Origin of the sequence: Luteolibacter rhizosphaerae (genome assembly GCF_025950095.1) — a bacterium.
GTDB classification, from domain to species: domain Bacteria; phylum Verrucomicrobiota; class Verrucomicrobiia; order Verrucomicrobiales; family Akkermansiaceae; genus Haloferula; species Haloferula rhizosphaerae.
On record NZ_JAPDDR010000014.1, the window covers coordinates 62,879 to 87,669 of the forward strand.

At 65.1% G+C, this 24,791-nt stretch carries 20 protein-coding genes; 10 read left to right on the top strand and 10 right to left on the bottom strand.

Translation table 11 applies throughout. The features are described from left to right. Positions 1 to 495: 495 nt before the first annotated feature. Positions 496 to 3,201 carry an ELWxxDGT repeat protein gene (locus OJ996_RS22250; RefSeq protein WP_264515901.1) on the top strand — a complete coding sequence of 902 codons (2,706 nt, stop codon included), beginning with the start codon at positions 496 to 498 and terminating at the stop codon, positions 3,199 to 3,201. A gap of 198 nt (positions 3,202 to 3,399) precedes the next feature. Then, entirely contained in the window at positions 3,400 to 4,185 is a 786-nt protein-coding gene (locus OJ996_RS22255) for a DUF899 domain-containing protein (protein WP_264515902.1), read from the top strand. Between the two features lie 279 nt (positions 4,186 to 4,464). On the opposite strand, the gene OJ996_RS22260 is transcribed toward OJ996_RS22255, so the two are convergent. The 3 genes from OJ996_RS22260 to OJ996_RS22270 form a co-directional block, all read right to left on the bottom strand. Beyond that, a complete protein-coding gene (locus tag OJ996_RS22260; RefSeq protein WP_264515903.1) occupies positions 4,465 to 4,905 on the bottom strand; it encodes a GNAT family N-acetyltransferase in 441 nt (146 codons plus the stop codon). 82 nt (positions 4,906 to 4,987) lie between these two features. Further along, entirely contained in the window at positions 4,988 to 6,037 is a 1,050-nt protein-coding gene (locus tag OJ996_RS22265) for a LacI family DNA-binding transcriptional regulator (protein ID WP_264515904.1), read from the bottom strand. A 74-nt stretch (positions 6,038 to 6,111) separates the two neighbouring features. Further along, positions 6,112 to 6,408 (bottom strand): hypothetical protein, encoded by a 297-nt coding sequence (locus OJ996_RS22270; RefSeq protein WP_264515905.1) that lies wholly within the window; start codon positions 6,406 to 6,408, stop codon positions 6,112 to 6,114. A gap of 97 nt (positions 6,409 to 6,505) precedes the next feature. On the opposite strand from OJ996_RS22270, the gene OJ996_RS22275 reads away from it, so the two are divergent. The 6 genes from OJ996_RS22275 (at position 6,506) to OJ996_RS22300 (ending at position 9,858) form a co-directional block, all read left to right on the top strand. Further along, positions 6,506 to 7,453 (top strand): calcium/sodium antiporter, encoded by a 948-nt coding sequence (locus tag OJ996_RS22275; protein WP_264515906.1) that lies wholly within the window; start codon positions 6,506 to 6,508, stop codon positions 7,451 to 7,453. A 78-nt stretch (positions 7,454 to 7,531) separates the two neighbouring features. After that, complete coding sequence (locus tag OJ996_RS22280) at positions 7,532 to 7,783, top strand: hypothetical protein (RefSeq protein ID WP_264515907.1); 252 nt, start codon at positions 7,532 to 7,534, stop codon at positions 7,781 to 7,783. A gap of 75 nt (positions 7,784 to 7,858) precedes the next feature. Then, the gene (locus tag OJ996_RS22285) at positions 7,859 to 8,245 is read left to right on the top strand and encodes an ArsR/SmtB family transcription factor (protein ID WP_264515908.1); all 387 of its coding nucleotides are present in this window, start codon (positions 7,859 to 7,861) and stop codon (positions 8,243 to 8,245) included. After that, positions 8,242 to 8,718, top strand: a complete 477-nt coding sequence (locus OJ996_RS22290; RefSeq protein WP_264515909.1) for a DUF6428 family protein — start codon at positions 8,242 to 8,244, stop codon at positions 8,716 to 8,718. The genes OJ996_RS22285 and OJ996_RS22290 overlap by 4 nt, the downstream gene beginning before the upstream one ends. Positions 8,719 to 8,725: 7 nt before the next feature. Continuing rightward, on the top strand, positions 8,726 to 9,397 hold the full coding sequence (locus tag OJ996_RS22295; protein ID WP_264515910.1) for an MIP/aquaporin family protein: 672 nt from the start codon (positions 8,726 to 8,728) through the stop codon (positions 9,395 to 9,397). After that, positions 9,397 to 9,858: an arsenate reductase ArsC gene (locus OJ996_RS22300; RefSeq protein WP_264515911.1), complete on the top strand. Its 462-nt coding sequence runs from the start codon at positions 9,397 to 9,399 to the stop codon at positions 9,856 to 9,858. Before OJ996_RS22295 ends, OJ996_RS22300 begins: the two co-directional genes overlap by 1 nt. A 333-nt stretch (positions 9,859 to 10,191) precedes the next feature. Here OJ996_RS22300 and OJ996_RS22305 read toward each other — a convergent pair whose 3' ends face one another. Both OJ996_RS22305 and OJ996_RS22310 read right to left on the bottom strand, forming a co-directional pair. Beyond that, the gene (locus OJ996_RS22305; RefSeq protein WP_264515912.1) at positions 10,192 to 12,900 is read right to left on the bottom strand and encodes an ELWxxDGT repeat protein; all 2,709 of its coding nucleotides are present in this window, start codon (positions 12,898 to 12,900) and stop codon (positions 10,192 to 10,194) included. A gap of 360 nt (positions 12,901 to 13,260) precedes the next feature. Then, positions 13,261 to 15,957: a hypothetical protein gene (locus OJ996_RS22310; RefSeq protein WP_264515913.1), complete on the bottom strand. Its 2,697-nt coding sequence runs from the start codon at positions 15,955 to 15,957 to the stop codon at positions 13,261 to 13,263. Between the two features lie 186 nt (positions 15,958 to 16,143). Here OJ996_RS22310 and OJ996_RS22315 point away from each other — a divergent pair, with 186 nt between their 5' ends. Both OJ996_RS22315 and OJ996_RS22320 read left to right on the top strand, forming a co-directional pair. Continuing rightward, the gene (locus tag OJ996_RS22315) at positions 16,144 to 16,575 is read left to right on the top strand and encodes a hypothetical protein (protein WP_264515914.1); all 432 of its coding nucleotides are present in this window, start codon (positions 16,144 to 16,146) and stop codon (positions 16,573 to 16,575) included. 699 nt (positions 16,576 to 17,274) lie between these two features. After that, entirely contained in the window at positions 17,275 to 17,946 is a 672-nt protein-coding gene (locus OJ996_RS22320; RefSeq protein ID WP_264515915.1) for a YfbM family protein, read from the top strand. Positions 17,947 to 18,321: 375 nt separating this feature from the next. Here the strand turns inward: OJ996_RS22320 and OJ996_RS22325 are convergent, their stop codons facing one another. The 5 genes from OJ996_RS22325 to OJ996_RS22345 all read right to left on the bottom strand — a co-directional run bounded on the left by OJ996_RS22325 (position 18,322) and on the right by OJ996_RS22345 (position 24,759). Further along, entirely contained in the window at positions 18,322 to 21,219 is a 2,898-nt protein-coding gene (locus OJ996_RS22325; protein WP_264515916.1) for a protein kinase domain-containing protein, read from the bottom strand. Positions 21,220 to 21,249: 30 nt separating this feature from the next. Further along, positions 21,250 to 21,978, bottom strand: a complete 729-nt coding sequence (locus OJ996_RS22330; protein ID WP_264515963.1) for an RNA polymerase sigma factor — start codon at positions 21,976 to 21,978, stop codon at positions 21,250 to 21,252. A 315-nt stretch (positions 21,979 to 22,293) separates the two neighbouring features. Beyond that, on the bottom strand, positions 22,294 to 22,944 hold the full coding sequence (locus OJ996_RS22335; protein WP_264515917.1) for a hypothetical protein: 651 nt from the start codon (positions 22,942 to 22,944) through the stop codon (positions 22,294 to 22,296). A gap of 799 nt (positions 22,945 to 23,743) precedes the next feature. Further along, a complete protein-coding gene (locus OJ996_RS22340; RefSeq protein ID WP_264515918.1) occupies positions 23,744 to 24,226 on the bottom strand; it encodes a hypothetical protein in 483 nt (160 codons plus the stop codon). Beyond that, positions 24,223 to 24,759, bottom strand: coding sequence for a Panacea domain-containing protein (locus tag OJ996_RS22345; protein WP_264515919.1), 537 nt, complete (start codon positions 24,757 to 24,759; stop codon positions 24,223 to 24,225). Before OJ996_RS22345 ends, OJ996_RS22340 begins: the two co-directional genes overlap by 4 nt. Positions 24,760 to 24,791 lie beyond the last annotated feature (32 nt).

Below are 24,791 nucleotides of genomic sequence, written 5' to 3' on the forward strand. Positions count from 1 at the left end.
TGTACGGATTGTACGGATTGTACGGATTGTACGGATTGTACGGATTGTACGGATTGTACGGATTGTACGGATTGTACGGATTGTACGGATTGTACGGATTGTACGGATTGTACGGATTGTACGGATTGTACGGATTCAACGGATTCAACGGATTCAACGGATTCAACGGATTCAACGGATGAAGCTGTGTTGGGTTTATGTGAAGAGATGCCCGTTCAAAAATCCTTCTGATCCTGTCTTTGAATCCGTCCAATCCTTTGAATCCGTATAATCCGTAGCAAACGGGCCTCCCCAGTCCTTAACGGCATTGGCCTGAAGGCGGGACTACGTACCCTTGGTGGCGGATGTCCGGGGTGGCTCCCTTGTTCATCTCGATTGGGTGAAGGTGGCGGGGGCTTCGTGTGAAATCGCTGCGGGGGGCGGGGTGTTCACCCGATTTTCCTCGCGCGGGAGGTCTGGCGGTGCTTCTGGAGAGGGGCTGATACCCGTATCCCGATGAAGCCCGTTTCCCTGCTGTCGCGCGTTTGCTTGTTCCTCGCTCTCGGCATGCCGGTGCTGCGGGGGGAGGCGGAGCTGGTGAAGGACTTGAACCGCACGCCGGGGAGCTTCTCCGCGGAGATCGAGTGGGTGATGCCGGTGGAGCACGGGGTGGTCTTCCAGATGAAGAGCATGGCGCAGGGCTCGGAGCTGTGGACCAGCGATGGCACGCCGCAGGGGACGCGCCTGCTGGCGGACATCCTGCCGGGGAAGCTGGGCTCGTATCCCGGGCAGCCGGTGCGCGCGGGGAACCGGGTGGGCTTCCGCACGCTCTTCCCGGCGAATGAGGAGCAGCTGTGGCTGAGCGATGGCACGGAGGCGGGCACGCGCATGATCTTCGATACCGCGGCGGAGGGCGGCAGCGGCCAGATCGGCCTGCTGACCGGGACGGGTCGCGGGCTCTTCTACTATGTGGCGCGGGAGGTGCCGAAGCGTTCGGGCGAGGTGTGGTTCAGCGATGGGACGCAGGCGGGCACGCAGTTGCTGGACCGCAATGAGGACCGCATCGGGAGGATCACGGAGTTCCATAGCAATCGGGCGTATGCCTGCTTCCTGGCGGATGACGAGGAGCTGTGGCGCAGCGATGGCCGGGCGGAGGGCACGGTGCTGCTGCTGAATGTGCGGACCGTGACGGGCGGTGTGCCACTGGAACTGCGGGTGGCGGAGAGGCGGATCTACTTCACGGTGCAGCAGGCGGGCGGGCGGATCGAGCTCTGGGGCTGCGGGATGGATGGCGATGGGGCCGAGCGGCTGGGCTCGGGATTCTGGACGCATGTCGGCGAGATCGAGACGATCGGGGATGAGGTGGCATGGATCGCGTGGAATCCGGACTCCACCCGCACGCTATGGTACAGCGATGGCACGGCGGGAGGGACGGGGGTGCTGGAGCTGAGCCGTCGCGGCGGGCTGCGCTATTTCCCGCAGGGCGGGCTCACGTCGTGGCGGGGCGCGATGTACTTCACGGCCTATCACGAGGAGCTGCCGCTTTCTCATCCGAATGCGGGCACGGGGGTGGAGCTGTGGCGCACGGATAGCACGGCGGCGGGCACGCGGCTGGTGAAGGATGTGCGGCCCGGAACCGCGAGTTCGAACCCCGCGCACCTGATGGGTGCGGGGGCTCACCTCTACTTCCAGGTGGAGGGGGCGGACGGGATCTCGGAGCTGTGGCGCACGGATGGCGGGGCGCGAGGGACGGAGAAGGTGGCCAGTCTGTTAGACCGTGCGGCGGCTCTCTCGACCGGTCCGCTGGTGGCGGCCTCCGGCGGCTCGTTTTACTATGCGGCCAGCCGCGGGCTGGGGGAGAACGCGCTGTGGAGGACGCGACCGAGCGGTCGGGGGGTGCAGCGGCTGAGCCGGCCGGAGAAGAGCACGGGCTCCGCCTTCACGGTGGAGCGCGGTTCCTATCTGGAGCTGGGGGGCGGGGTGCTGGCATTCGTGAATGGCCCGGGGCAATCGGTGGCGGAACTGTGGCGGCTGGGCGCGGATGGCGGGGCGCGTGCGGTATGGGCACCGGGTGCGAGGGTGAGCGGGCCCTTCGGCTTCAACTTCGAGACGAGCACGAACGGGCAGGCGATCTTCAGCGCGCAGCCGGTGGATGATCGTCCCGGCGAGCTGTGGGCCAGCGATGGCAGCCGCCGTGGCACGCGCCTGTTAGTACGGCATGCGTCGTACCATTACCTCACGGATTTCACGCACTCCGGCGGCGTGCTCTACTATGCGCTGATCCATCAATTCGACCGGACGAAGTCCTCGCTGTGGCGGACGGATGGCACGCCGGGGGGGACGCGGCAGGTGATGGCCGCGGATGGCAGCGGACCGTCGCCGATGTGGGGCGAGCTGGTGGACTATCAGGGTGTGCTGCACCTGATGGGGAACGATGGCCCGGCCACGGTCTCGCTGTGGCGCAGCGATGGCAGCGCGGCGGGCACGGTGAAGCTGCGGGAGAGTTGGGTGGGCGTGCTGGGCGGCTTCGCGTCGCATCTCGGCACGGTGGGGGATGAGCTGTGCTTCACGCTGAATGCGGGCGGGCAGCCATCGCTATGGCGCAGCGATGGCACGGCGGCTGGCACCTATAGCTGGCCGAATCCGGAGGGCGGCTTCCGGGCGGGATCGATCGGGCCCGCGGTGGATCTGGGCGGCGTGCAGGTTTTCCAGGCGGCGCCGCCCGCGATCACGGCGGCGCTGCGCTGGTATCGCAGCGATGGGACGACGGAGGGCACCTATCCCATGCTGCCGGGGAGCAGCGGCCAGCATGCCTACCAGTATGCCGCGCCGGAGGGGCATGTGGTGGTGCTGGGCGGGAGGATGATTTATCCGGGGCGGCAGGAGCGCTCGGGCGAGTTCGAGAGCGAGCTGTGGTCGAGCGATGGCACGGCGGCGGGGACCTATCGGGTGAAGGACATTCGTCCGGGGCCGCTGTCCTCACCGCCGACCGAGCTGCTGCGGGTGGGGGATGTGGTTTACTTCACGGCGGAGACGGACGAGCACGGTCGAGAGCTGTGGAAGAGCGACGGCACGGAGGAGGGCACGGTGCTGGCGGCGGACGTGGAGCCGGGCCCGCTGGGGTCCGAGCCCTTCGGGCTGCGGGTGATGAATGGGCGGCTCTACTTCACGGCTTACCGGAATGAGACGGGCCGTGAGTTGTATTCGGTGGAGCTGGAGTGAGGGGATGTTTTGTAGCGGAAGGACTCTCGTCCTTCCGGCTGGGGAAGTCCGCGAGGGAGAAGCACATGGCGATTTATGGCGGAGATGCGAGCAGCCGGAAGGACGAGAGTCCTTCCGCTACGATGGAGAAATTTCCTCATCACGTGTCCTGAATCCGGATGCGCGTTCGTCGTTCTGGTGACATCATCACCAGTTACCATGAGCACGAACCTATCGAATCACGCTGTCGTATCCCGGGAGGATTGGCTGGAGGCGCGCAAGCAATTGCTCGCGAAGGAGAAGGAGGCGACGCGCCTGCTCGACCGGCTGGCGGCGGAGCGCCGGGCGCTGCCCTGGGTGAAGGTGGAGAAGATCTACCTCTTCGATACGCCGACGGGGAAGGTCTCGCTGGAGAGTCTTTTCGCCGGGCGCAGCCAGCTGGTGATGTATCATTTCATGTTCGGTCCGGATTGGCAGGAGGGCTGCCCGAGTTGCTCGTACGTGTCCGATCACACGGATGGCCGGCTGCCGCATCTGGCGGCGCGGGATGTCTCCTTCGTGGCGGTATCGCGCGCGCCGATGGCGAAGATCGCGGGCTTCAAGGACCGGATGGGGTGGAAGTTCAATTGGGTGTCGTCGAACGGCAGCGACTTCAACGCGGACTACCACGTGTCCTTCCGCAAGGAGGAGGCGGCGAGCGGGAAGGTGGATTACAATTACGAGCTGCAGGAGTTTCCGAGTACGGAGGGGCCGGGGGTGAGTGTCTTTTACCGGGATGCGAAGGGGGACATCTATCACACCTACTCCGCGTATGGCCGCGGGGTGGAGACGCTGGTGGGGACCTATCGCGTGCTGGACCTCGTGCCGAAGGGGCGGGACGAGGATGAACTGGATTTCTCGATGGCGTGGGTGCGCTACCACGATCAGTACGAGACGAATGTATTCGCCGATGCGGACAAGCCCTACTGGCCGGAGACGGCGGGTGCAGGGTGTTGTGGGAAATGAATCACCGGCAATCCGCGACCTAACCCTTTCAGTCGTCTCCGTGTCGTCCCTGCCGGGACTCTGGACACGCTCCGATTGTTTCCGGTGGCTCACGCCACCGGCTAATATCGTCCGCCCCTTCCGGGGCTCGAGAGGTGGCGGGGAGTTCCGATGCCGCCCTTCGCTTGGAGAATGATCCCCGGGGGAGGTCCCGGCCGGGAGGAATCGCCCTGATCGGGCTCCGGGGTTTTTCTTCGGGTGCTCCCCCGGCCGGAAAGATGCTTGGATGATGGGTCTGCGTCAGACGAACTTGTCCATGCGCTGGTGCGGGCGCCCGACTTCGGTGATGATGCCGCCGACGGCCGAGTAGCCGCACTTCTCGTAGAAGCCGATGACGTTCTGACGGGCGTGAAGGAGGAAGTGGCTGACGCCGTGCAGCACGAGGAGTTGCTCGACCGTCTCCAGCAGGTTCCGGCCGTGGCCTTGGCCGCGGAGCTCGGGAAGCACCCACATCTGTCGGAGCTTCGCCGAGTCCGGGCTCAGGCGCACCGCGATCAGTCCGCCGGCGATCTGGTCGCCCTCTTTGATCGCGAAGTGCCGGTGACTGTCCTCGCCCACCCGGTCGGCCGGGTGCAGCCGCAGACCGATCGGCTGGCGCAGGTGCAAGTCCCTCAGACGCACCAGTTCCAGGTAATCCGTGCTGCCGTAAGCAACCTCGTAGGTCGGGCATGTGACAATCATCACTGCCGAGGATAGCCCCGCGCGGCGGGCTCTCAAGATAGGGGGAGTACCGGAATACGATAGGGGGATTCGCTCCCTGCGATCAGGGTGCTGCGACCTTGGCCGGGCCGGTGCTCTGGCGCGGGGTGTAGACGGTGGCGAAGACTTCCTGCCGCGGGGCGATCTCCCCGGCAGACTCGATCCGCGAGATCAGGAGGTCCGCGGCGGTGCGGGTGATCGCCTTGTAGCGTTGGCGGATGGAGGTGAGCGTGACGGGCAGGTAGGAGCAGAGCGGCACGTCATCCACGCCCACGACCGAGAGGTCCGCGGGAATCTGCATGCCGGCCTCGATCGCGGCGCGCATGGCTCCGATCGCGGCCAGGTCATTCATGGCGAGCAGCGCGGTGGGGCGCTTGTCCGGGCGCTTGCGCAGGAAGCCGGCGAAGGTCTCGCAGGCGCTCTCCACGGTGTGGCCGGTGCGCAGGATATCGATATTCGCGGCGGCGATGCCACGGGCGGCGAGCATTTCCTGGAAGAGCCGCGGGCGGCTGCCATCGGCCTGACCCTCCGCCAGCGCGCTGAGGAAGGCGAAGCGCTTGTGGCCGAGCCCGCAGAGGGCATCGACCGCCTCGGCGAGTCCTTGGGTGAAGTCCGAGAGCACGGCATCCACCGGGAGCTGCTTCTCCGGGATGCCATTGCCGAGTGCGACCAGCGGGTGATTCGCCTGCGCCATCTCCGCCAGCTCGGGGCGGAAGACTTCGTTGTCGGAAAGCCAGAGCACGCTGCCGTCCACCTCCAGGTCGCCGAGGTCGGCGAAGAGTTGCTTCTCCCGCACCAGCGAGGAGCGGCAGTTCTCGACCAGGAGATTGTAGCCGCGCTCTTCCACGGCGGCTTCCAGCTCGTCGGCTAGGGTAGAGAAGAAAGGATTCGTGAGATCCTGGATCAGCAGGCCGATGGTGTGGTAGCGGCCGGAGCGCAGAGCGCGGGCAGTCTTCGAGGGGCGATAGCCAAGCTCCTTCGCGGCTTGGAAGACGCGGGCCTCCGTCTCCTTGGATGCCCAGGAATTCGGGCGGCGGTTCAGGATGGTGGAGGCGGTATTCACCGCCACCCCGGCCCGCTCGGCCACGTCCTTCAGACGGATGCGCTTGGTCATGTAGGAAAAGTTCCTATCAGGGTCGGCGCGCGTAGGAAGTATTTCTTGTGTCGTAGGGAGAGTGCCAAAGGAACTCAGGCGAAGGCCACGCTCACCCGGGCTTCGCCGCTCCGGTAATTGAAGGGGCGCCAGCGGGCCCATGCCGGCCGGGCCTCGCCCCCGGGTGCGGCGAGCCGTAGCTTGAAGACGATGTCTCCCTTGCGGTGAAGCAGGTCGGGACCGCCACGCCAGAAGGGGCGGGTGATTTCGACGATGCGGAGCCCCTGCCGGTCGGCCCACTCCTGCACCTCCGCCATGCCGCGGGCGGTCCGGGCGCGGCGCAGGATCGGGATCACGAACGCCAGGATGACGGCGAGCACGAGCAGTTCCATGTGGCGAGAAGATAGGTGAAGGCGACAGGTCGGCTATTCCAATCGGTCGCGTCGTTCGGACTGGCCCGCGGATAGGGGGCGCGTCCAGCATCTGTCCATGCTGCTGCCCATCCTCCTGATTCTCGCGAGCTGCGCCTTCCTCTTCCTAGGGGCCGAGCTGCTGGTGCGAGGGGGCTCCTCCTTGGCGCTGAAGCTCGGGCTCACGCCGCTGGTGGTGGGACTCACGGTGGTGGCCTACGGCACTTCCACACCCGAGCTGCTGGTGTCGCTGAAGGCGGCTTTCGCGGGGAATCCCGATATCGCGATCGGGAATGTGGTGGGCTCGAACATCTTCAATATCGCGGTGATCCTGGGGCTGTCCGCGCTGGTGCTGCCGATCAAGACGAACCTGCAGGTGCTGAAGTGGGATGCGCCGCTGGTGGTGCTGGCCACGCTGCTGGTGCCGCTGACCTTCCTGGACGGGGTGGTGTCCTCCTTCGAGGGGGCCTGCCTCGTGCTGGCGGCGCTGCTCTACACTTGGTGGGCAATCCGGCTGGCACGGCGGGACGAGCGGCTGGGGCATGAGGCGCATGTGGATGTGCCGGAGATCCGCCGCCGCCCCAGCGTGGTGCTGGATCTGCTGAAGATCGTGGCCGGGCTGGCGGTGCTGGCCTTCTCCTCCCGCATCCTGGTGGAGAATGCGGTGGTGGTGGCGAAGATCGCCGGGCTATCGGATACGGTGATCGGGCTCACGATCATCGCGGCGGGCACGTCCATGCCGGAGCTGGCGACCTCCATGGTGGCGGCCCTGCGCGGACAATCGGACATCGCGCTGGGGAACGTGCTGGGCTCCTCGCTGTTCAATCTCTTCTTCGTGCTGGGCGGTGCCGCGGTGGTGGCACCGGTGAGCACCTCCGGGCTGCAGATCTTCGATCTGGTGGCGCTGGCGGTCATCACTACCCTGATGCTGCCCTTCCTCTTCACCGGGCGTTCGCTGAACCGCGTGGAGGGCGGGATCCTCTTCCTCAGTTATCTGATCTATCTGGGCGTGATGTGGCCGAAGTGAGCGCTTCCACCCGGGCGGGGGCATTGACGCCGCGGGGCTTCTGGTGCAGTGTGCCGCCGTATTTCTCCCCCCCCCCTGATGGATGACAAGACGCCGAAAGACCGCCCCCGCGCTCCGAAGAAAGCCCTCGTGCTCTTCGTGATCTCCTTCGCGCTCGCGCTGCTGGGCGGGGCCTTGTTCATCGGTCGCTCGGTGGTGCTGCCGGGGAAGCATGAGAACTTCCTGAGCCTGCTGCGGGACTGCTACGGCGCGCTGATCTGCCTGGCCGGGATCTCCGGGATGTTCTACCTAGGGATGAAGCTCGGGTTCTCTTCTAGGGAAGAGGACTGAGGTGGTGGATCTTTCGGAAGCGGGAATCTCCGGCTTGACGTAACGGTGAATTACGTTACGAGGTTCCCCGTCACGATGAATCCCGTTGAAATCTGCCGAGCACTGGGCGATCCGATCCGCTGGAGGATCGTGCGCCTGGTCTCGCGGGATGCGCTGTGCGTGTGCGAGCTGGCGGACATCCTGGGGATGCCGCAGTCCTCGGTATCCAGCCACGTGCAGGTGATCCGCCGGGCGGGGCTGCTGGAGTCCGAGAAGTGCGAGAAGTGGACCTACTTCCGCGTGCAGCGGCCGCTGCTGAAATTGCTGGCGATGCTGGAAAGCAGCGCTTCCGGCGAGTATCCGGAATGGGCGGCCGACGAGGAGCGGACGCGGGAACGGCTGGCGCGGCGGGAGGGCAGTTGCTGCCCGGGCCCGAAGCGGCTGGCGATGAAACGAAACTCTAACAAACCGATCGCGCGATGACCCTTTCCGAATTGAAGTCCCTGCTGAGCGAGCATTCCGGCCTGCACTTCCGCATCCAGCTGCCGGATGGCTCCGCGGTGCCGCAGTGCTTCCACGTGACGGAGGTGGGCCGCGTGCACAAGACCTTCCTGGACTGCGGCGGCACGCTGCGGGAGTCGATCACCTGCCAGCTGCAGGTGTGGATCGGGCCGGACTACGAGCACCGGATCGAGACCGGCAAGATGGCTGCGATCCTGGAGAAGGCGCGGACCTATCTGCCGGACGAGACGGTGCCGGTGGAGGTGGAGTATGAGGATGCGGTGATCTCCCAGTACACCATCTCCGGTCACGAGGTGCAGGCGGATGCGGTGGTGCTGGAGCTGGCGCACAAGCACACGGAATGTCTGGCCCCGGAGCTCTGCGGGCTGCCCGCGATCGGGCGCTTGCCGGCGATCGGGAAGAACCCGTGCTGCGGGCCATCGGGATGCTGTTAGACGGACGATGAAGAAGCTGCTGGCAGAGTTCCTCGCGACCTTCGCGCTCGTCTTCGCGGGCACGGGGGCGATCGTGGTGAATCAGATGAGCGGCGGCGTGATCGGTCATGCCGGGGTGGCGGCGGTCTTCGGCCTGATCGTGCTGGCGATGATCCACTGCTTCGGCAGCGTGAGCGGGGCGCATATGAATCCGGCGGTGACCCTGGGCTTCGCGGTGGCGGGTCGTTTCCCCTGGCGGGAGACGGGCGGCTACATTCTGGCGCAGTGTGCCGGGGCGATCGCGGCGAGCCTGCTGGTGAAGTTCCTTTTCCCGGCCTCCCTCACGCTGGGGGCAACGCTGCCTGCGGGGAGCGTGCAGCAGAGCTTCGTGCTGGAGCTGGCGATGAGCGCGCTGCTGATGCTGGTGATCCTGCGCGTGTCCGCGGAGGCCGAGGAGAAGGGCACGGCGGCGAGCCTGGCGATCGCGGCGACGGTGGGACTGGAGGCGATGTTCGGCGGGCCGGTCTCCGGGGCCTCGATGAATCCGGCGCGTTCGCTGGGGCCGGCGCTGGTCAGCGGGCACCTGGCAGGGCTGTGGATCTATCTGGTGGCGACGACGGCGGGGGCGCTGCTGGCGGTGCCGCTGTGCGCGCTGATGCGTGCGCCGGGCTGCTGCGGGAAGATTTCGACTCAATCATGATGAAGACACCTCCTCTTGTTCTGATCCTGTGCACCGGGAACTCCTGCCGCAGCCACATGGCGGAGGGTATCCTGCGTGCCGCCGCCGGTGATGTGCTCGATGTGCGCAGCGCGGGCTCGAAGCCTGCGGGCTATGTGCACCCGCTGGCGATCCGTGCGCTGGCGGAGATCGGGATCGATATCTCCGCGCATCGCTCGAAGCATCTGGATGAATTCCTGAGCCTGGAGGTGGAGACGGTGATCACGGTGTGCGGGAATGCGGACCAGGCCTGCCCGATGTTTCCGGGGCAGGTGAACCGGCATCACTGGGGCTTCGATGATCCGGCGCATGCGGAGGGGACGGAGGAGGAACAGATGGCGGTCTTCCGGCGCGTGCGGGACGAGATCCGAAGGGTCTTCGAGGCGTATGCGGCGGGGAGGCGGGACGGGTGTAACAGTGTGAAACGGCAATCTGTTTCTTGAGGAAATCCGCCATGATCGAGTTCAGGTATACGCCCGCGATCACTTCGGTTGCAGCCGCGTCGATCGCCGCGATGTCCTTTTCCAAGCGTTCAATCCGGGTCTTGGCCAACTGGCGGATGAGCCGGTGACCGTGGTGTTTGTCCCGGCTTTTCTCGCGGGCTAGCGAATCGACCAATTCGCCGCCGGCGCGTATCAGGGAAGGGTCCTCAGGGGGCTAGTCCCGGGAGATCCATTTCCTTTGTGCTGCCTGCAACGAAAGTGCGTTCAGCGGTACACGGGAAGAACATACAAGCGGAAGGACTCTCGTCCTTCCGCTACACCCAAAGCCCCCGATCACTCCACCGCCACCGAGAACAACTCCCTACCCGTCGCCAGGCTCGTCGCCGTGAAGTAGAGCTTATCCCCCAACAGCTTCAGCTCCTGCGGCGCGCTGCCCTCCGGCCCCGGCAGGAGATCCCACACCAGCACCGTACCCGCTTCCGTGCCATCGCTCTTCCACAGCTCGCGACCGTGTTCATCGGTCTCCGCCGTGAAGTAAACCACATTCCCCACCGCAATGAAGTTCGCGGGACTCGAGGACCTCGACCCGGGCCGGATGTCCTTCACCTGGCGCGATCCCCCCACGCTGCCATTCGCCACCCACAGCTCCAGATCCGAACCCACCGAACCCCAGCCTTCATCCTTGGCTCCGCGATAGAACATCAAGCCGCCCGTCACGGCCGTATCGCCCGGCGAATCGGTATGATACCGGCTCAGGTCCGGAATCAGCGGCTGCACCCCCTGCGGCGTGCCATCGCTGCGATACCACTGAAATGGCGCGCCGAAGCTCCCCATCGCCGCGAAAAGCTGCAGGCCGTCTAGATCCACCGAGAGCGACACATTCCCGGCCAGGAAAGTCACGTAGGGATTCCCGTAGCTCACCGTGCCAGCCTCCGTGCCATCGCTCCGCCACAGCTGCTCGTAATAGATCCCGCCCACCGAGAAGGCCAGTTGATCCCCGATCACCGCCAAGCTCCGCCGGGTGTTCGTGGATGTGCTCGCCTGCGGGAACTGCTTCACCCGCTCCGTGCCTTCCTCCGTGCCATCGCTGCGCCACAGCGCCAGGCTGCCGGAAGCCATGCCGGACATGAAGTAAAGCATGCCATTGAAAGCCACCAGCTCACCCGGCCGCGCCTGCGGTCGGGTAAAGTCCCAGGCCACCACCTGCGCCGTGCCCGCCGCCGTGCCATCCGTGCGCCACAGCCCGGACTTAAGCGGATCGGTCAAATCGTTCACGCGGTAGTAAAGCAAGTCACCCGCCACGGTGAAGTCGGACAGCTCTTGGTACTGCGTATGTCGTACCAAGCGCTTCGTCCCCTTGGCCGTGCCATCCGTGATCCAGACCTCCGCCGGAGCCAGGTTCAGCGAGGGCGTCGTGAAGAGCGCCTTCTCCCCCAGCTTGGCCGCGAAGTAATTCCCGCCCGTGCTCGCCAGCAGGCCCCTCGGCTTCCAGATCACCCGCGGACTTCCGTCCTCGCTCACGCGCCACAGCTTCGGGCTGGAGTAGCCCTCGCTGTAGGCGAAGGCCAGAATCGACCCGTTCACCGCTTCGTAGGAACCCTTCCAGCCGCTATCGAAAGCGCCCATGTTCCCGCCCGGCTCCGGCGTCGTCAGCGGCAGCGCACCCACGCCCTTCGGTTTCGTGATCCACAGCGCATTCTCCGGCGTGCCGCGTCCGGCGGCGAAGAAGAAGCGATCCTGCCAGGTCGCGTAGAGCGGACCGCTCCCGCCGAAGGCATGGTAGTCCTTCATCCGGCTCACCCGCTTCGTCCCCCGCGCCGTGCCGTCGCTGCGCCACATCTCCCAGCGCGTGTCCGCCCCCTGCTGCTGGTAGTACAGATAGCTACCCGCCACCTGCAGATGGACCGGACCGCCCACCGTGCGGATCCGCGGGCCCGTCACCGGTCGCGTGCCCTCCGGCGTGCCGTCCGTGCGCCACAGCATGTGGGAGCGCTCCGAGTAACCGCCAAAGTACAGGAACCTGTCCATCTCTACCAGCTCGCCCGGGGTGAATTGCACCTTCTTGTGCATCATCGGCAGCTGGTGCGTGCCCGCCGGCGTGCCATCCGTGTGCCAGAACTGGCGTGACAGACTCTCTGTCACCACCACGAAGGTGAGCCCCTGCTCCCATGCCTTCATCTCATCCACCTCCCACCAGATGCCCGAGCCGATCCGCACCGCATCCGTGCCCTGCCGCGTGCAAGTCCACAGCTCCTCCACGCTATCCCCCTGGTAGCTCCGGCCGACCCGCAGGTAGAAGCGCGAATCCGTCATCTCGAAGGAGATCAGAGAGCCGCCATCTGTCAGCGCGCCCGCATCTACGATGCTCGTCGTACCAGCCGCCGTGCCATCGCTGCAGAAGATGCGATCCCCCTCTACCCCGAAATACATCTGCCCGTCCCTCTCCCGGAACGAATAGGCACCGGACTCCAGCCCCGGGACCAGCGGGCTCAGCGCCTGCGTGCCCGCCACCGTGCCATTGCTGAACCACAGCGCATAGGACACCCCGGGATTCTCATAGCGCACGCGGAAGAATACCCCGCCCGCCATACCGCCCTGCATCTGGATCTCCCCGGTCCCACCCTCCGGCGAAAGCGCCGCCGTATCCAGCAGCATCACCGTGCCTGCCGCCGTGCCATCCGTGATCCACAGCTTCTCCATCTGGCTCGCATCCTCCGTCACGAAGGCCACCTTCTCTCCCACCTGCACCGGCCGCATCGGGTAGGAATTGCCCTGCCCCGGCTCGATGTCCATCAGCAGCCGTGTGCCACCCGTCGTGCCATCGCTGAACCACAGCTCATGACCCTGCGCGATCGTCTTCATCGCGAAGACCACCCCGCCCTGCACCGGCATCACCCATTGGATCTGGGCATCGTGACCGGCCGGCGTGCGGTTCAGATCCGCCACCAACTGCGCTGCCGGACCGACCTGCGCCACCGCCTGCAGCGGCAGCATGGATGCAGCAAAGGCCAGCCCGGGAATGATAAAGGAACGGGGAGTCATGAAAGTGCGGAGAAACGTGGAGGAGACAAAGCAAAGTTGACTGCGGACCCAAGCCCTCGCGCGAGGAAAATCGCCTAACAGCTAGGCTGCCCCGGGAGCGCGGAGCCTCCGGCCCGCAGAAGCCACCCTCACGCAGCGCCCCACCCTTCGTAGCGGAAAGACTCCCCGCCCCGGAAGGCCGCCGGAAGCACGCTGCCCACCGGACATCACCACCAACCAAGCTCCCCGCCCCGGAGGGGCATCGGAACTTAGCCGGTCGGCAAGCGCAGCGCAGCCACCGGTCACGCCCGCCTAACCATTCGCGTCCCGGAGGGCCGCCGGAAGGATGGCGTCACATGATCGGATCCTACCTATCGCATCTCACTCCCCATCGATCACATACAGCTCCCTCCCGATCGCCCGCCGCAGCGCATGGAAGTACAGCTTCCCATCCACCACCTTCAGATCTTCCGCATAGCTCCCCTCCGGGCCCGGCTCCACATCCGCCGCCAGCACCGTGCCCGCCTCCGTGCCATCCGTCTTCCACACCTCCAGCCCGTGCTCCGGGTGATATGCCGTGAAGTAAACCTGCCCGCCGAATGCCGTGAACCGCGAGGGCGAAGATGGATTCGTCCCCGGCCAAATGTTCTTCAAGCGGAAGGTCCCCGCCGCCGTGCCATCCGTCACCCAGGGCTCCACATCGCCATCCGCATCCACTCCCGGATAGTAGGCCTTGCCACCCGCCACCGTCACCTGGCTCTCGTAGCGCGCCAGATGATCCACCGTGACCCCGCCCTGCACGCGCTGCGTTCCCGCTGCCGTGCCATCGCTCAGCCACCACTGATACGGCTCGGTCGTCACCACGCCGCGCCCGAGGATAAGCTCCTTCCCGCCCAAATCATAAGACACGTCGATCGAGGCAAGCTGCGTCGCCACGTTGTAGACCGGTTGCACCTTCTGCGTGCCCGCCTCCGTACCATCGCTGGTCCACAGCTCTTCCGTCAGCGGCCGGCTCAGCGTGATCGAGAGCCGGTTGCCGATCGCCTTCAGCCCCTCCGGCGTCCCGTCCTGCGGCTCCCATTGATCCACGACCATCACCGTGCCCGCCACCGTGCCATCGCTCTTCCACAGCTCGCGGCGGCCACCCGACTGCGCCGTGAGGAAGTAGAGCGTGCCGTTCAGGTTCGTCATCTCGTTGTGGACCGGGGCCGCATTATGGGCTGCATCGAGCTTCGTGGTGCCTGCCACCGTGCCATCCGTCACCCACAGCTCGTTCTCGTACTCCGCGGAGCCCGACATCACCGAGTAGAAGATCTTGTTCCCCACCGTCACGAACTGCTGCGGATATCCCTGCGCTCCCACGCTATCATGCTCCGAGAGACGCCGCGTCCCCTTCGCCGTGCCATTCGTGGTCCACACCTCGCGCGCTGAATCCCCCCTCAGGCGGAAGACCGCATTCGCACCCAGCGTACCGTGGAAGTCCAAGGTCGTGCCCGAGCTGGAGAGGAAGCTCGGCGTCTTCCAGATCGCCTTGGCCTTCCCCTTCGGGCTGATCGTCCAGAGCTCGTAGCCCTTGCCCCGGCCATCCGGGGTCATGATGAAGGACAGGAACTTCCCGTTTGCCGAGCCATAGGGCACGCCCTCCATCCCGCTGGAGGAGTAGGCATCGCCCGTAGTCTTCTCCGGCGTAGTCAAGCGCGTCACGCCCTTCGTCCCGCGGGTGCGCCAGAGCGCGTTGTCCGTCACGCCCGGGCCCTTCGCATAGTAGATCGAGCCGTTCGATTCCGCCACTTGTGCGCCCAGCGCCAGGGGATTCGCGTTCACCAGGCGGTCCACCCGCCGCGTGCCCTTCGTCGTCCCGTCCGTGCGCCACTGCTCCCAGAGATTCCCTTCCGTCAGATACTGGAAATACAGGAAGCCGCCGCCATCCACGAAGAGGTCGATCTCGCCATAGTTCGTCGTCCCGATCTCCCGCACCAGCTGCGTACCCTGCTCCGTACCATCCGTGCGGTAGAGCGCCACGCCCGCTTCACTCCTCGCACCGAAGTAGAGATGCCCGTTCCACTCCAGCATCGCACCCATCGGCTGATAGCCGCTGCCCAGCGGGACCACGTGCGTGCCCGCCGCCGTTCCATCGCTGGTCCACAACGTGCGCACCAGCTGCTCATCCTCCAGCACCAGGAAGAGCTTGTCGCCCAGCGCCCCGCTCGCGCGGATATCCCAGTTCGCGGCCGATACCGCCGGCTGCACCTCGGTCAGATTCCCGCCCTCCAGATCGCAGGACCAGATCTCCGGCGGATTCAGATAGGGAGTCGCCACGAAATAGATCCGGCTGCCCGCGATGATCATGCGCGGATTGTAGGTCTCCTTGATCAACTCGATCTCCGCCAGCGCGCGCGTGCCTGCCAGCGTGCCATCGCTGCACCACAGCTCGCCGTCATTCGCCAGGAAGTAGAGCCGCCCGTTCGCCGCCTCCGCGTTCCATGCATCCTCGAAGCCCGTGCGCTCCGTGCCCGCCTGGTTCAGCGGATTCAGCAGACGCGTGCCCGCCGCCGTGCCATCGGTGAACCACAGCTCGTAGGGCAACTCCTCATTCACGAATGCCCGGAAGAACACGCCCTCGGCATTCGCGCCGAGCGTGCGTTCGATTCCCACCGCGTTCCCCGTCGCATGCTGCGTCACCTTCACCGTGCCGGCCTCCGTGCCATCCGTCACCCAGATCTGCTTGCCGTCCTGCACCGTCGTCGCCGTGAAGAAGACCCGGTCCCCCGAGCGCAACAGACCTTCAGGATGCGAGCCTGCATTGCCCGGCACGATGTCCTTCAGCAGCGTCGTCGTCTTCAGCGCACCCCGGCTCACCCACAGCTCCGGCCCGTACGCCAGGCTGTCCTTCAAGAACACCACCCCGTTTGGCAGCGCCGTAATCCCGTCGATCCCCGCACCCATATTTCGCTGGCTCTTGTTCAGGTCCGCCACCAGCCGCGCTTCAGACTGGGCCCCGGCAGGCAGCGCCGCCATTGACACGCAAGCGATTACCAGAGGAGACAGCAGGGAGAAACGGGAGATCGGGTGAATCATGAGGAGAAAGATCGGATGTTATACCGGAGATAGCGCGGAGATCCGCCCTCGCCGGACGCCCGCCAGCAAAGCCAGGCCCCTACATCCCGCCAGAAAAATCCCCTACCGGAATCGCCCCCACCGCGCGTTTTCACGGCCCGCTCATGGAATCTTCACAGGAGCCGCTGCAAGCTCCCGCGATCCCCGATGCTCGCTCTCCTGCTCATCGCCTCCATCGGCTACATCGTTTCCCTCGTCACTTCCTCCGCCCCCGCGCCGGACCCGGAGAATCCTGCGCCCGTATCCCGCTACGATCACCTCCGCCCTTGGCTGCTCGCAGGCATGGTTCCGCTCGGCACCCTCGCGGTCATGGCCTATCTCTTCTGGATCTCCGGCTTCGCCACCACCGTGCAGTTCAATGCCGGCAGCAGCCGCCGCATGAGCACCTGGTCCCTCTGGGTCGATCTCTTTCCCCTGCTGCTCATCCTCACCGCCATCAGCGCCTTCGCGAATCTCATCTGGCTTCTCCGCAGCGCCTTCACGCGCGGGCAGCGGCACCGCTTGCCCGCCATCGCCTGTTCCCTCGGGCTCTCCGTCCTCAGCTTCTTCACCGTCGCCGGGAACTTCCCCTCCGCCTGAATCACCATCCCCTACCCGGGCACCACCCTTCAAATTACCAGATCCGTAGTAGATTCCACCTACAACATCCCTGTTGCCCATCATCGCCTGAGAAATCCATCATTCCCGCGAAACCAAATCCGTTTCGGCGGGTTCGAAAGATGTCATGAGCATGCTCACCGGGAGCGGCCGCATCACCCCATCCGTGGGGTGGGACCAACGGCCAACGATTCCGGCTTGCGCGGTGCTTCCCCGGATCCCCGTCATCCGGGGAAGCATCAACTCCCTCCCCCGGGGAGCGCTGACTTCACTCAGCCGAAGCAACCCTCACCGCCCGCCATCAAGGGCAAGTAGTCCCGCCTTCAGGCGGACGAAGCCGCTCTCGCGCCCCGCACCACCCCTCATCGCAGCGGGATGACTTCGTCATTCCGGCTTCTCGCATCCTCCCCGGGATCGCCATCAGCTTCTGCATCCCCGCGTCCCCATCTCCTGCCCTTCCACTGCTCACGGATCACTCGGCACCTGCCTTTCCTTCCAACTGAACACTAAAAACTAGCAAACTCCCTCTACCTCTCACTGCTCACTCGGCACTTCCTTCACCATCCGCTCACGCCTCTTTCACGCAACACCGCATGACATCTGCGCGCGCACTGGTTAGAAAGGGAAACGCAGGGCCCGCTTGCCCTCCGGAAAAAATCCCCACCATCCGCACCCACGGACATGAGCATGATCGGCCATCTCGTTCGCATCCCGGACCGCACCCGGGAAGCGCTCCTCCGCGATCCCCACCAACTCATCCCCTTGCTCCGCGAGCGCCCCGCCCCGGCCCGCAAGCCCGCTGCCCGCGCCGCGAAACCCGCCGCCCCGCGACAGAGCTTCTTCACCCGACTCTTCAGCCCGCGTCACGGCGGCAGCGGCGTCTCCACCCTCGCGCCCCCCGTCCTCTCGCCGCCGGCCACCACCCGCCTGCCCGCACCGCGCAGCCTCCCGCCCATCCCCATGGATGACCGGCTCGACCAGGACAAGGCATGGCACGTCCACCACTTCCTCCTCACCGGCAGCGATTGGGAAGGCCCCTTCCCCTCCAGCTTCATCCTGAACGGCGGCAAGACCCTCGGCGATGTCAACGTCGGCCACGGCCCCGCCCGCTGCTTCAGCCCCGCCGAAGTCGAGGCCATCTCCGCCCACGTCCAGCGCTACGACGATGCCACCCTCCGCGCCCGCTTCGATCCCCTCGTCATGACCGACCTCGAGATCTACCCGAACATCTGGGACCGCGGCTACGACATGGACCAGCAGTGGGAATACTTCAGCATCAGCTTCGCCGACATGCAGCTCTTCCTCCACGAAGCCGCCCGCAAGAAAATGGCCCTCCTCGTCTACGTCGGCTGAATCCCGCCTCATCTACGATATCCATCGTACCAATCCTCCCCGCCCGCCCCCCCCGGGGGTAGGCAGTCCCGCCTTCAAACGGACGAAGCCACCCTCACCTCCTACGCCATCCATCGTAGAACCTCCCCGCCCCGGAGGGGCATCGGAACTTAGCCGGTGCGCAAGCGCAGCGCAGCCACCGGTCACGCACACCCAACGGTTGGCGCCCCGGAGGGCCGCCGGAAGCCCCCGACCCACTCATCCCTCCACCTCGTATCTCCTGCCTCTCCACTGATCACTGCTCACTCGGCACCTGCCTTTCCTTCCAACTGCCCCCCACCGCGCACCAGCGCGCACTCCGATTGATGATTGGAAGATTGGTGATTGATGATCTCCTCACCTCTCCCCCGGCAGCACCTCCAACACCTCATCAAACTCCCGGATCTTCCGCTCATTCTCCTCCAGCCTTTTCCTCATCAGCTCCTCCCAATTCCCCAGCGCCGAGCGCAACCCGGCATCCTCGCTCACCGGCTTCTCCCCCCGCTCCGGTACCTTCCCCAGCGCCGCGATCTTCTCCCACTCCTTCTCCAGCGCCTGCTCCCAGCCACTCACCCTCCGTCGCGCAGAGATCAACTTCTCCCCGTGCACCGGCTCGCGTGCCGCCTGCAGCCCCGCCACCTCCGCCCGCGCCTCGTTCAAAACCTCGCGCACCTGCAGCAAACGCTGGAACACCGCCGCCACGTCCGCCCGCTCGAAGAAAATCCGGTGATGCCCCGACTCCCCGCAGCCATCCACCACCCGCAGCACCTGATCATAGGAAACACCTGCACCGATCGCCACCTCGATCGCCGGCCCGCCCTTCCCTCCGGACATGCCCGCCAGCTTCGCCCGCAGCGCCCTCTCCTCCAGCCGCTCCCCATCCAGCGCCACCCCGCCGCCGGCCAGCAGCCGCAGCTCCATCATCTTCGGCAGGATCACCTCCGCCCCCTCGTCCTTCCACTCCGGCAGCGGCACATCCGCCCCCTCGATCACCTCCGGCGTCGTCTCCGTGTAGAAGCTCGCATTCGTCAGCCCCGCCTGCGTGCACAGATCCAGCACCGCCGTCACCGCGCTGTACTTCACCTCGCTCCCCGCCTCGATCATCACCGGCCGCCCCGGTCCCTCCGCGGAAAGCCGCTTCAGCTCTTCTAACAGACCGCTCCCATCCCGCTCTTGCCGGTTCACCGTCACCCCGCCATCCGGAGCGATCCGGATCCGCACCAGCTCCGGCACCCGCGACTCCATCGATTTCTCTAACAAACGCTCCGCCAGCTCGCGCGGCGACTCCGCTTCCACCTGCACCTTCGCCTTCTCATCCTTCGCCGCCGGCCTCCTCCCGTAGTCCAGCACCCGATACTGGACCATCTTCGGGTAATAGTCCTCCTGCAGGTCCAGCACCCCGCGCACCCCGTCCCGCGTCTGGAATGCCCAGATCCCCCGCGCCCGCCCGAAATTCCCGATCCCCGGCCGCAATTGCCAGGTCACCAGATCCAGATCCTCCGGGCGGATCAGCGCGAAATTCTTCCCGCTCCCCTCCGCCACCTTCAGGTCCACCGTGTTCCAGTTGCTCCCGTCGAAGTAGAGATCCGCGCCCCACTCCTCCATCCGCCGCTCGAAGCTCACCGGCGCCCAGTTATAAGTGATCGCCGCTCCCGACTCCAGATCGATCGCCAACTTCACGCCCGGCTGCCCCACCATCTGGGAGGCCGCCTTCTCCTCATGCAGCCGCGTCTTCATCGCCCGATACGGTGGATACCACTCGTAGCGCAGCGCATCGATCCCCGTGCGCGCCAGCGATAGCATCACCAGCAGCAGCACCACACCCAACGCCCAGCGCCCCTCGAAACTCTTCCGCGCCCGGATGCCTAACAGAATCCCCGCCACCCACAGCACCAGCACCGCACCCTTCACCACCAGACCGGTCGTGTCGTTCTTCAGCACCTCGTTCAGCCGGCCGAAGTAGGAGATCGCCGTCACCAAAACCGCGAATGCCGTGCACAGCCCCGCCGCGGATGCCGCCTTCCGCTGCCACCACGGCCGCTCATCCCGGCCATGCTCCCGCACATGCCTGCGATACCCCAGCCACGCCAGCACCGTGAAGCACGCCAGCGGCAGGAAATTCCCGCTCATGTAGGAGCCCGCCGCCACCAGGTGCGGCACCTCCGCCGCATACAGATACGATTGCGTCCACAGCCGGAAGACCGCCGCCACCAGCAGCACCACCCCGCCCGCCTTCAGAAACATCCGCCACGGCACCAGCCGCACCTTCACCTTCACCCGCTCCGGCTTCGCCGCCACCTCGGCAGCTGGTGGCTCCGGCGGCGGCATCGCCGGTGGCGGCGTCAGCATCACCTGCGTCACCATGCTCTTCACCTCGCTCACCTGCTGGAAGCGCAGCTCCGGCTTCGCCGCCAGCGAGCGCAGCACGATCTCGTCCAGCCGCACATCGATCTGCACCCGCCCGGATGGCACCGCACCCGCCGCCGGGCGCTCCCCCGTCAGCATCTCGTGCAGCACCACCCCCAGCGCATAGATATCCGCCCGGTGATCCACCGCCTGCGCATGCGCCGCCTGCTCCGGCGCCATGTAGGCCGGCGTCCCCGAGCGGTCCGCCGCATCCCCCGCCATCGTCGCGATCCCGAAGTCCGCGATCTTCACCCGACCCTCCCGGTCCAGCAGAATGTTCTCCGGCTTGATATCCCGGTGCACCACCCCGTGATCGTGCGCGAATTGCAGCGCATCGCAGATCGGCGGCACGATCGCCAGCGCCTGCTCGCTCTCCAGCCGCCCGTCCCGCAGCAGATCGCGCACATTCACGCCATCCACATACTCCATCACGATGTAGTAGAGCTCCCCCGCCCGGCCGAAGTCGTGGATCGTCACGATGTTCGGGTGGTTCAGCCGCGCCAGCAGCTTCGCCTCCTTCTCGAAGCGCCCCGCGAAGCCCGCCTCATCCTGCCACTCCCCCGCCAGGATCTTCAGCGCCACCACCCGGTCCAGCGCCTTCTGCCGCGCCCGGTACACGATCCCCATCCCCCCGCGGCCCAGGCACTCCAGGATCTCGAATTGCGGGAACTTCTCCCGCAGATCCTCCGGCGATGGCGGCGGCTCCACCGGCACGCTTTCCCCCGTCGGCATCGTCTGCGTCCGCAGGTTCATCGCCATCAGGCAGCGCGGACACAGGCCCGCCGCCGATGACGACAGCGGCGAATCGCAGCGCGGGCAAGAGGACGGGGAGGAAGACACATCAGCCATACCGGGAGATTCGCAAAAGACATCCCATCGTTACCGGGAAAGCGCCGCCATCAGCGCCTCCATCTCCTCATCCACCTCGGAGGCATCCACCACCGTGCGCGCCACCTCCTCCCGCACCAGCGCGCGGAAGCGCTTCCGCAGCCGGTGCGCCGCCACCCGCAGCGCCCCCTCCGTGCTCCCGCACTCCGCCGCCAGCGCCGCGTAATCCGTCTCGCCCCGCTCCGCTGTTAGAGTCGGCATCAGCCGCTCGAATTCCTCCGCCCGCCCCGTCGCCTTGTAGTCCTCTGCCAGCCGACCCATCGCCGCCTCCAGCATCGCCAGCGCCCAGCGCCGGTCGAAGAGTTCCTCCGGGCTCCGCGCACTCTCGTCCTCGTGCGTGTACAGCCGCTCCGCCAGCTCGCCATCCAGCGCCAGCAGCTCGCGACCCCCACCGCGCTTCGCCGCCTGCTCGCGACGCCACTCCCCGATCAGGAAGCGCTTCAGCGTCGCCTGCAGGAAGCTCCGGAATCTCCCCCGCGCATCATCCGCCAGCCCCAGCGTTCCCCGCTCCAGCATCATCGCGAAGAACGCCTGCGCCAGATCCTTCGCATCCTCGCTCGACTTCCCCGATCTCCGGATCACCGCATAGATCGGGAACCAATAGATCCCGCACAGCTCCTCCAGCGCATCCGCCGACTCCCCCCCGCCGGCCGCCACAACGAGCGACCACCGCGTGGTGGCAAAGAGAGGAGGACGGGTAGCCAAGGTGCCGCGCAGCATGAACACCCCTCCCCATTCGGAAAAGCCCGCGCTTTGTTACACCACCCCCGGGACCGCGAACTTCGCGCAGCGAAGAAGTCCGACTGACTATTTTAATCCCATCGGACAATTTCAGTCCGCTTGCACAGTCCGGTGAAGCACCTCTCACCGCCCGCCCTTCCACCGATCACTCCTCCCACCTCCAACTTTTTGCGCCCTTCTGCGCCTCTTCGCGGCCCCAACCCTCCCAAACCAGCATCTTCCACTGATCACTGCTCACTCGGCACCTGCCTTTCCTTCCAACTGAAAACTGAAAACTAGCAAACTTCTCCCCCCCTACTCCTTCAACTTGATCTTCAACTTCCCCGGCTCCACCGACATCTCCTCGATCCCCGCCACCTTCCCGCCCTTGCCCCCGCCCAGGATCTCCCCGAGCAAATCCTTCCCCTTCAGCTGCGCCAGCCAATCGTTCGGCACGGAGACACCCCACACCGTCAGATCGTCCAGCACCAGGCTCGGCACCCCGTTCTCCGTCTTCACGAAAAAGCGCGCCCGCGCCTTCAGCCGCTTCCCGCCCACCACCGGCAGATCCTTGTCCAGATCCGTCTCCAGCCGCGCGTGCACCGCATCCGTCGCCAGCTCGAATTGCAGCTTGTCCCCCAGCGTCGTCTGCTCGTTCAGCAGCCCGTTCAGCTCCTTCTCCGTCAGGATGATTTCCCGCGAGCCCTTCTCATACGTCGGCTCCGCCGGCGTCGGCGTCGGCACCGCATCCGGCGCCTCCACCTGCGGGTAATCCCCGCGCTGGATCGCCTCCACCTTGTGCAGCACCACCTGCTTCTCCTCCGCGCTCAGCTGCACCGGCTTGATCGGGCGGTTGATCCACAGATACACCCCGATCCCCACCAGCAGCACCACGATCACGCTGATCAGCGCGGGCACCAGGCAGGACTTGCGGCGGGGCGGCACGGCAGGCGGCACTTCATTCATGGCGACAGAGGAAAAGGGATCAGGAGAATTCAGATATCAGAAGCACGGGAGCACATCCGGCAGGAAGCAAAATCCCGGCCCGCGCGCGGGGCGAGACCGGGATGGAGAGTAGTGGCGGCGAACCGGGAAAGCTCATCATCGGAGGTTTTCTCAGATCACGGGAATCGAATCCCGCAGCCGTGGACATCAGCGAGATCTTCATCACGTTACCGCTCTCGTCACAATTACGGAATCGGGAACATTTTGGAACACTCAGTCCCGCTGGCATCTCACCAGCACCTGATCGATCCGTGTGATCGTAGCCCCCCCGCTCCTTCCGGCACCCTGCCCACATTCATTGCCCGGCGGACCTTCCACAACCACCCCCGGGCCCGCCAGTCGGAATCCAGGATCCAAGTGCCGCGGGCGGTCCGCAGCTCCAGCCCGAAATCGAGCTTCGCCACGAACACGCGGCGATCGATGCCGACAGCCTCGGCGTGAGCGGTCTACCGGGACTCGGAGAAGTCGTAGACAGTGACCCACTAACCGACTGGCGGCCCGAAGTCAGGGCACCTCACTCACGCAATTCCTGTCCGGGTGCCGGCATCGCGCCCATTTCGGGACGACTCGGGCAACATGAGCTCATATGAACACTTAACGCTCCCGGGAGTCAACCAGGCCCCGCTAAAAGTAGTGTCCTGATCTGACGCGCCCGGCTTGTTCCACGGACGTACGGCTAGCGGGGAAAGAAGAAGGAATTTCTAGTAATGGTACAATTTGAATCCCGGCCCGCGCCTAGCTTATGATAATGAGGTCGACGTTAGGCCGTATCGCCTGTTGAACTGGTAGCGTCAGTAGACGGACTGACCACACAGTTCCGAGCGCGTAGGTAAGCTTTGTCACCGAAGTTCATCGTGATGAACTTCTTGATCTCTTCGCGCGTGTAGTCGCTCTCCAAAACGGCCTCGATCATCCGAATATGAAGGCTGTGGTCCATCCTCTCGAACGTCACCACGTCCGGTAGATTATCGTTTACCCAAGCGGTAAGCTTCGCAACTGGATAGAGTCTCGCGTAATTCATCGGCACGCAAGTCGGCCGCGAAATAAACGGGTGCTCACCTGCTTGGAGAACGAATTCTCTATGCGTGTCGGCGCTATGGTCGCGCACGCTACTGAAATTAATAAATACGGCCTGACCGTCGACGGCGGGCGTTAATGCGATAAAACAATGACCGCCAGCAAAATGCTGGCTCAGTCGATCATCGAGAACAGCTCCAATACCGGAGTCGAAATTGAAGGTCATGCTGCTGAGAATAAGCGGTCCATCGCTTGCATTCCGAGTTCCTCGGACGCAATGGCGGCAGCCACATCATTCTCAAATCCAGCGCCTTTTAGCAAGTTCTCAAGTGTGATTGCAGTACTTGAACCGTTCGGAAATTCCCACTCCGGGAACGTGTGAGTGAGATCGACAAGCTTCCATTTGTCCCAGCTTCCGAATTCCGCCATCACGCGATCTAAGACCTTGCGGTCGGCCTTTGAAAATCCTGGTTCAGGAGGGGTTGATTTGAGGCATATTCCGAAGCCAACCGTCTGAAACAAAGAGTTCCAAATCTCGCCGTTCACGTTTCCTCTGATGAAATTGTAGGCGATGCTCAGCACGGGCCCCTGATTCATCGAGACGTAATGGTCACCTGTGATCGCAGTCTGATTCTCGCGAAATGACTCACGATCAGCAATATACATCAACTTCAAGAGTTTGATGTATTCAGCAGACCCCCCGAGGTTGGTGAGTATGTAGCCAGCAACGTCGGCAAGTCTCTGTTCAATCGCTTTCATTGTTCAAGGCATTCACCTCCGCTGGGGCTAAG

Excerpts from the sequence above, each read along its gene's own strand:
- OJ996_RS22250 (WP_264515901.1), top strand. The coding sequence starts at position 496 with ATGAAGCCCGTTTCCCTGCTGTCGCGCGTTTGCTTGTTCCTCGCTCTC.
- OJ996_RS22255 (WP_264515902.1), top strand. The coding sequence starts at position 3,400 with ATGAGCACGAACCTATCGAATCACGCTGTCGTATCCCGGGAGGATTGG.
- OJ996_RS22260 (WP_264515903.1), bottom strand. The coding sequence starts at position 4,905 with ATGATTGTCACATGCCCGACCTACGAGGTTGCTTACGGCAGCACGGAT.
- OJ996_RS22265 (WP_264515904.1), bottom strand. The coding sequence starts at position 6,037 with ATGACCAAGCGCATCCGTCTGAAGGACGTGGCCGAGCGGGCCGGGGTG.
- OJ996_RS22270 (WP_264515905.1), bottom strand. The coding sequence starts at position 6,408 with ATGGAACTGCTCGTGCTCGCCGTCATCCTGGCGTTCGTGATCCCGATC.
- OJ996_RS22275 (WP_264515906.1), top strand. The coding sequence starts at position 6,506 with ATGCTGCTGCCCATCCTCCTGATTCTCGCGAGCTGCGCCTTCCTCTTC.
- OJ996_RS22280 (WP_264515907.1), top strand. The coding sequence starts at position 7,532 with ATGGATGACAAGACGCCGAAAGACCGCCCCCGCGCTCCGAAGAAAGCC.
- OJ996_RS22285 (WP_264515908.1), top strand. The coding sequence starts at position 7,859 with ATGAATCCCGTTGAAATCTGCCGAGCACTGGGCGATCCGATCCGCTGG.
- OJ996_RS22290 (WP_264515909.1), top strand. The coding sequence starts at position 8,242 with ATGACCCTTTCCGAATTGAAGTCCCTGCTGAGCGAGCATTCCGGCCTG.
- OJ996_RS22295 (WP_264515910.1), top strand. The coding sequence starts at position 8,726 with ATGAAGAAGCTGCTGGCAGAGTTCCTCGCGACCTTCGCGCTCGTCTTC.
- OJ996_RS22300 (WP_264515911.1), top strand. The coding sequence starts at position 9,397 with ATGAAGACACCTCCTCTTGTTCTGATCCTGTGCACCGGGAACTCCTGC.
- OJ996_RS22305 (WP_264515912.1), bottom strand. The coding sequence starts at position 12,900 with ATGACTCCCCGTTCCTTTATCATTCCCGGGCTGGCCTTTGCTGCATCC.
- OJ996_RS22310 (WP_264515913.1), bottom strand. The coding sequence starts at position 15,957 with ATGATTCACCCGATCTCCCGTTTCTCCCTGCTGTCTCCTCTGGTAATC.
- OJ996_RS22315 (WP_264515914.1), top strand. The coding sequence starts at position 16,144 with ATGCTCGCTCTCCTGCTCATCGCCTCCATCGGCTACATCGTTTCCCTC.
- OJ996_RS22320 (WP_264515915.1), top strand. The coding sequence starts at position 17,275 with ATGAGCATGATCGGCCATCTCGTTCGCATCCCGGACCGCACCCGGGAA.
- OJ996_RS22325 (WP_264515916.1), bottom strand. The coding sequence starts at position 21,219 with ATGGCTGATGTGTCTTCCTCCCCGTCCTCTTGCCCGCGCTGCGATTCG.
- OJ996_RS22330 (WP_264515963.1), bottom strand. The coding sequence starts at position 21,978 with ATGCTGCGCGGCACCTTGGCTACCCGTCCTCCTCTCTTTGCCACCACG.
- OJ996_RS22335 (WP_264515917.1), bottom strand. The coding sequence starts at position 22,944 with ATGAATGAAGTGCCGCCTGCCGTGCCGCCCCGCCGCAAGTCCTGCCTG.
- OJ996_RS22340 (WP_264515918.1), bottom strand. The coding sequence starts at position 24,226 with ATGACCTTCAATTTCGACTCCGGTATTGGAGCTGTTCTCGATGATCGA.
- OJ996_RS22345 (WP_264515919.1), bottom strand. The coding sequence starts at position 24,759 with ATGAAAGCGATTGAACAGAGACTTGCCGACGTTGCTGGCTACATACTC.